The sequence below is a fragment of the Clostridium sp. DSM 8431 genome, assembly GCF_900116755.1.
In the GTDB taxonomy this organism is placed as follows: domain Bacteria; phylum Bacillota; class Clostridia; order Clostridiales; family Clostridiaceae; genus Clostridium.
The window spans coordinates 1-6370 of the sequence record NZ_FPBY01000185.1 but is presented as its reverse complement, the minus strand read 5'-3'; the positions used below and the strand labels follow the sequence as shown (position 1 = coordinate 6370).

The window sequence follows — 6370 nt, the reverse complement described above, 5'->3', positions numbered from 1 at the left end:
GAGAGTAGTATATGAATTTATTCATTACAAAATCAGACAGGTTGAATAAGGAATTAAACAAGCTTTATAAAGTTTTATAAGGTTTTGGCAACGGAAATAAGTGAAGAATAATATAGTACTCATTGGGATGCCTGGCTGTGGTAAGAGTACCATAGGAGAAGTAATCGCTAAAAAATTAAATTTAACTTTCTATGATATGGATGTATATATTGAAAAGATAGCAGGAAAAACTATCCCTGAATTATTTGAAAAAGGGGAAGATGTTTTCAGAGCATGGGAGACAAAAGCTTGCGTGGAACTATCTAAAAAAAATAATTTAATTATTGCTTCAGGCGGAGGAGTTGTCAAAAAAGATATAAACATAGATATATTAAAAAAACAGTGTATAATTTTATATATAGACAGACCTGTAGAAGAAATAGTTAAGGATGTGAATGTAAGTACAAGACCTCTTTTAAAAGATGGTACATCTAAAGTTTATGAATTATTTGATGAAAGACATGAACTTTATAGAAATGCAGCAGACATAACAGTAGTTAATAATGGATTAATTGAAGAAGTAATTGAAAGTTGTGTAGCAAGGATTAGAGAGCTTTTTCGTTAATATATAAAAGAAGTATAGTAGGATAGAAAAAAGTTTTTATTAGTACAGGAGGACAGAAAAATGATAATTATTATGAACCCAAAATGTGAGGAATCACAAGTAAAGAAAGTTATGGATTTAGTTGAATCGAAAGGATTAAAAACAAACCTTTCAAATGGAACAACTAATTGTATTATAGGATGTATAGGAGATACATCAGTATTAGATTCAGATGCTTTATTAAGAGTTGATGGAGTTGAAAAGATATTAAAGGTACAAGAACCATTTAAGAAAGCAAATAAAATGTTTCATCCAGAACCAACAATAGTTGATGTTTTAGGATCAAAAGTTGGTGGAGGAAACTTAGGAATAATGGCAGGGCCATGTTCAGTTGAAACTGAAGAGCAAATAATTCAAGTAGCTAAAGATGTTAAGGCTGCAGGAGCAAACTTCTTAAGAGGAGGAGCATTCAAGCCAAGAACTTCACCTTACTCATTCCAAGGATTAGAATTAGAAGGTCTTAGACTACTAGAAATAGCAAAGAAAGAAACTGGACTTCCAATAGTTACAGAACTTATGTCAACTGATTACCTTGATGAATTTGTTGAAAGAGTAGATGTAATTCAAATTGGTGCTAGAAACATGCAGAACTTTGACTTACTTAAACAAGTAGGTAAAACTAATAAGCCAATCCTTTTAAAGAGAGGTATGTCTGCAAGTATTCAAGAATGGTTAATGTCAGCTGAATATATTATGGCTGGTGGCAATGAAAATGTAATACTTTGTGAAAGAGGTATAAGAACATTTGAAACAGCTACAAGAAACACTTTAGATTTAAGTGCAATACCAGTTATTAAGAAATTATCGCACTTACCTATAATTGTTGATCCAAGTCATGCTACTGGATACTGGGATTTAGTTGAACCAATGGCTAAGACAGCAATAACAGCTGGAGCTGATGGTATTATGGTAGAAGTTCATAATGATCCAGCAAATGCATTATGTGATGGACAACAATCAATAAAACCAGAAAACTTTAAATCATTAATGGATAAGATTAAGGTATTAGCTGAATTAGAAGGAAAACACGTTTAGGAGGAATTTTCACCAATGAGTATTGTTATAGTTGGTCTTGGGGTCGTTGGTGGTTCATTTGCAATGGCTCTTAATAAAGCGGGCTATGAAGAAGTATATGGAATAGACGTTAATGAAGAGACAATAAAAAAAGCAAAAAATTTAGGAATAATAAAAGAAGGAAGTACAGAAGGAAAAGACTTATTAGAAAAAGCAGACATCGTTATTATTTCTATATATCCTAAACTAGTAATAGACTTTATTAAGAAAAATAAGGACTACTTCAAAAAGGGTTCTATAGTAACAGATGCCACAGGAATTAAGTGCATGTTTATTGAAGAAGTAAAAAGATTAATTCCAAAGGATGTGGATTTCGTTTTTGGGCACCCTATGGCAGGAAGAGAAAAGAAAGGTATAGATTTCGCGACGGATAAGGTATTTCAAGGCGCAAACTATATAATTACTCCTATAGAATCCAATAAAGAAGAGAATATAAAAAAGATTGAAAATTTAGCATTAAGCATAGGATTTAAGAGGGTTAGAAGAATAACTCCTGAATGTCATGATGAGATGATAGGATTTACTTCACAGCTTCCTCATGCTATTGCAGTTGCTCTTATCAATAGTGATGTTGAAGGGCGAGATACAGGTAGTTTCATAGGTGATAGTTACAGAGATTTAACTCGTATAGCAAATATTAATGAAGAGCTATGGAGTGAATTGTTTCTAGGAAATAAAAATAACCTTCTTAAGGTTATAAATAACTTTGAATTAGAATTAGATTTGATAAAAAAAGCAATCTATGATAATGATAAGGAAGAACTTATGAAATATTTTAGAAAGTCTACAAAGCGAAGAGAACAGCTTTAAAATAAAAAATATCCACAAGTAGGTTTAAATCTACTTATGGATATTTTTTTATTTTAAATACCTTGTGTGTTTTTATCTTCTGCAACTAATTCATAAATAGTTTTAGAAGTTGTGTCTTCCATTGTATAACCTAAAAGCTTAACGATTTTTTCAAGCTTTTCTTCAGAATCAGTTTCTATTTCAATATAAGGAAATGGACAAAAAGAAGTATCATTTATATCTATTTCAACAAGGGAATCTAGTATTTTATAACTTTCTCTATATTTGTTTATAGATTCTTTTAATACAAGTCCAAGTGAAGCAAATATACCTTCAGCTGCTTTTTTATCTTCAACTATAGTTTCATTTTCCTCCATTTCTTTAAACTTTCCTTGAGAAAGCATTTTCTTTGTAGTCATATAGTAAACTATTCTTTTATTAAGTAAATCATCAATTGTTCTTATTCTAGCATAGCCCTTTTCAGCTAAAAGACGTCCATCTTCAAAATCATAGATATCATTTATTTGATTTTCTTCTTTAACCTTTTCAGCTCCGTTTTGAGTAAGAGTGTTTCTTATATGAGCTACATCAATTTTAATTATTCTTGTTTCTAATTCTTTCATATTATCTCTCCTAAAGCATAACATAAGATAACATAATTATATCATATATATTTTCATTAGGTGATTTAACTTTCATTTCTCTGTAAGTATTAGTATAATATAACTAAAAGTCTTAATTTTTTAAACAACAGGAGGAATTTATTATGCCAAAACATTTACACATAATGGCTGAAGAAGGAGCAATAGCGGAAACTGTACTTTTACCAGGAGATCCAATGAGAGCTAAATTCATTGCAGAAAATTTTCTAGAAGATGCAGTATGTTATAACATGGTAAGAGGAATGTATGGTTATACAGGAACATATAAAGGAAAAAGAGTATCTGTTCAAGGAACAGGAATGGGACTTCCATCTCACTCTATATATGTTAATGAACTTATTCAATTTTATGGAGCAAAAAGATTAATAAGAGTAGGAACAGCTGGTGGAATAAGCCCAAAAGTTAATGTTCGTGATATTGTATTAGCTCAAAGTGCATGTACAAATTCATCAATTAACAAAAGAAGATTTAAAGGATTAGATTATGCTCCAACAGCTAACTTTGATTTATTATTAAAAGCTTACAATAAATCAATGGAAAAAGGTGCAAATGTTAAGGTTGGAAGTGTATTATCTTCAGATTTATTCTATGATGATACAAACCAAGGCATAACAATGTGGTCAGATTATGGTGTATTAGCAGTTGAAATGGAAACAGCTGAATTATACACTGTTGCAGCTAAATATGGAGTTGAAGCATTATCTGTTTTGACAATTTCAGATCATATGCTAACGGGAGAAGAAACTTCACCAGAAGAGAGAGAAAAAAGCTTTACTCAAATGATGGAGATAGCATTAGAAATAAGTTAGGAAGTAAGGTAAATGGGGAGAATATCTAAAAAAGAAATAGTTAGAAGAATTATATTTTATGTATCGTTAATTGTTTTTGTAGTATGTGCAGTTAAGTTATTTGGAATATTCAAAGGATATTATGACAATAAAAAGTCTTATGATATAGTAAGGCAATATGCACCACAAGAAACACATCCAAGTGAAGAAAGTGGTAATAATAGTGATAATAATGTAGCCAAAACAAAGCCTTTATTTGTGTTTAGTAAAGAGAATTATGATAAGTTACTATCTATTAATTCAGATTTTAAGGCGTGGCTTTATATACCAGATACAGAAATAAGTTATCCTGTAGTTCAAACTACTGATAATGACTACTACTTAACACATAACTTTGACAAAGAGAAAAATAGCGGGGGAGCAATCTTTATTTCATCTAATAATGAAAAACCATTTGAAGATGAAAACACAATAATACATGGACATCACATGAGAGATGGAAGTATGTTTGCTTCATTAATGAACTTTAAAGAAGAATCTTTTGCAAAAAACACACCAATTTATGTAAATACAAAGGATAAATTATTGCAGTATGAAGTATTTTCTGTATTTTATGAAACTGCTAATAATGATTCATATCAAAATGGTTTTGCAAGTGAAGCCGAATTTTTATCTTATGCAAATACATTAAAAAGTAAATCAATGTTCAACTTAGGTAGAGACCTTACAGCCACAGATAAGATAATTACATTATCAACATGTGATTATGATGTAGATGATGGAAGACTTTTAGTATGTGCAAAATTAGTATCAAGTAAAGATTATTAAATCTTTACTTGATTTTTTTGACGTAAATTTAGCACAATGCTAAAATATAGTCTGCAATAAAAAGTTGAGGTGAAAATAATGGATTACATTTCTGATATAAATATTAATGATGCAGTTTTGCATATTTTAGATTCTAATGGTGATGAACCTATTTTAAATGAGTATAATTTAGATTTAAATGAGGATACATATAAGTTTATTTTTAAACATATTGAAAAATGCTTTAAGGATGAGGAACTTAAATATGCAAAGTTCAATTCAGAAAGAAATATTGTTAAAGAAATAGTTCAAGACTACTTAAATGGAGTAGATAATGATTTAGTAGGATTATCAAAGGAGCTTGCAAGACAGCTTTTTGCAATAATGAAGAGTAATATAAATATTCCTTCTTGTGATTTAATAGTTTCATCTATTATTACAGATCAAGGGCCTATGATAGCAATTTTAAAAATGGATTATATTAAAAACTTTACACATCAGGTAGATTACGTTGGAGGAAAAATTGGTATAGGAATAGTTCCTCAATCAGCAGGACTTCCTGGCAGTGGTCAGAGAATTCAAAAGGCTGCTTTTATTAAGCCTATAAGAGAAGATGATAGATACAACTTAATGGTTCTTGATAAACAAAAGAAAAGCAGTGATGATGAATATGGAACAAATTATTTTCTTGGAAGTTTCTTAGGATCATCAGTAATTACTAATGAAAGAGATATGACTAAAACATTCTTAAAAGCAGCTGAAAGTTTTACAAGAAAGAATTATGCTAATGATGCAGTTAAAGCAGAGTCAATAAGAACTGCTGTAAAATCAAAACTTAAAGATGATGATAGTATTAATATTGATGAATTATCTGAAGAGTTATTTAAAGGTGAATTATTTTCAGCAGAGCCTGGAGCAAAGGAAGACTTTAAAACTTTTGTAAAGAGTCAAGGAGTTTCAGAAGAAGTTGATGTTGATAAAACATGGGTTGAAAAGAAACTTAAAAGAGTAAGACTAAAGATAGATAAAGAAATAGATTTATATATTGATGAGGATGTTTACCATGACCCTAATAAGTTTGAAATACAAAGAAATGGTGATGGAAGTATCAATATGATAATTAAGCATGTTGTAAATTATATAGAAAAATAACTTTTTAAAAATAAATTTTAAAAAACTGACATTTTAATGATGTCAGTTTTTTATTTTTGGCTTATTTTTCGAAAACAATTGATTAATAAAACTAGTTATTCAAATATAGGCGGATATTGTTTAAAATTCGTGTTTATATTGATAAATAGTTTTTTTAGAAGTTATTAAAAGCTTTCATTGTTTGTAATACTTTACTATACGAATTTAAAGTGAAAATTATTTAAAAATGTCTGTTAGAAAATTGATATATTTTATCACATTTATTCATAATACATCCTTTTTTAAATGATAAAGAATATATTTTCTTTTGAAAAAAATTTAATTTTTTATCAAAAATAATTAATATTAAAAAGTTTAGCATAATATGGTATTTTGTTTTAGGATAAAATTAATATTAAAGACCAGCTAATAATAGTCAAGTAAATTTTAAAAAATAATATTTTTTAAAAAAGGGT

General features: G+C 28.9%; 7 protein-coding genes. 6 read left to right on the top strand and 1 reads right to left on the bottom strand.

Going from position 1 to position 6370, the window contains the following annotated elements:
- The first annotated feature begins 100 nt into the window (after positions 1-100).
- The 3 genes from BM384_RS14590 to BM384_RS14580 are packed head-to-tail and all read left to right on the top strand — an operon-like array spanning position 101 to position 2527.
- Positions 101-604 carry a shikimate kinase gene (locus BM384_RS14590; RefSeq protein ID WP_090014655.1) on the top strand — a complete coding sequence of 168 codons (504 nt, stop codon included), beginning with the start codon at positions 101-103 and terminating at the stop codon, positions 602-604.
- Between the two features lie 60 nt (positions 605-664).
- On the top strand, positions 665-1678 hold the full coding sequence (gene aroF, locus BM384_RS14585) for a 3-deoxy-7-phosphoheptulonate synthase (RefSeq protein ID WP_090014653.1): 1014 nt from the start codon (positions 665-667) through the stop codon (positions 1676-1678).
- Positions 1679-1693: 15 nt separating this feature from the next.
- Positions 1694-2527, top strand: a complete 834-nt coding sequence (locus BM384_RS14580; RefSeq protein WP_090014650.1) for a prephenate dehydrogenase — start codon at positions 1694-1696, stop codon at positions 2525-2527.
- Positions 2528-2580: 53 nt separating this feature from the next.
- On the opposite strand, the gene BM384_RS14575 is transcribed toward BM384_RS14580, so the two are convergent.
- Complete coding sequence (locus tag BM384_RS14575) at positions 2581-3129, bottom strand: class IV adenylate cyclase (RefSeq protein ID WP_090014648.1); 549 nt, start codon at positions 3127-3129, stop codon at positions 2581-2583.
- Between the two features lie 143 nt (positions 3130-3272).
- On the opposite strand from BM384_RS14575, the gene deoD reads away from it, so the two are divergent.
- The 3 genes from deoD (at position 3273) to BM384_RS14560 (ending at position 5915) form a co-directional block, all read left to right on the top strand.
- Positions 3273-3977, top strand: coding sequence for a purine-nucleoside phosphorylase (deoD, locus tag BM384_RS14570; RefSeq protein WP_090014646.1), 705 nt, complete (start codon positions 3273-3275; stop codon positions 3975-3977).
- Positions 3978-3989: 12 nt separating this feature from the next.
- Positions 3990-4784 (top strand): class B sortase, encoded by a 795-nt coding sequence (gene srtB, locus BM384_RS14565; RefSeq protein ID WP_090014644.1) that lies wholly within the window; start codon positions 3990-3992, stop codon positions 4782-4784.
- Positions 4785-4862: 78 nt separating this feature from the next.
- The gene (locus BM384_RS14560) at positions 4863-5915 is read left to right on the top strand and encodes a nucleoid-associated protein (RefSeq protein ID WP_090014642.1); all 1053 of its coding nucleotides are present in this window, start codon (positions 4863-4865) and stop codon (positions 5913-5915) included.
- Positions 5916-6370 lie beyond the last annotated feature (455 nt).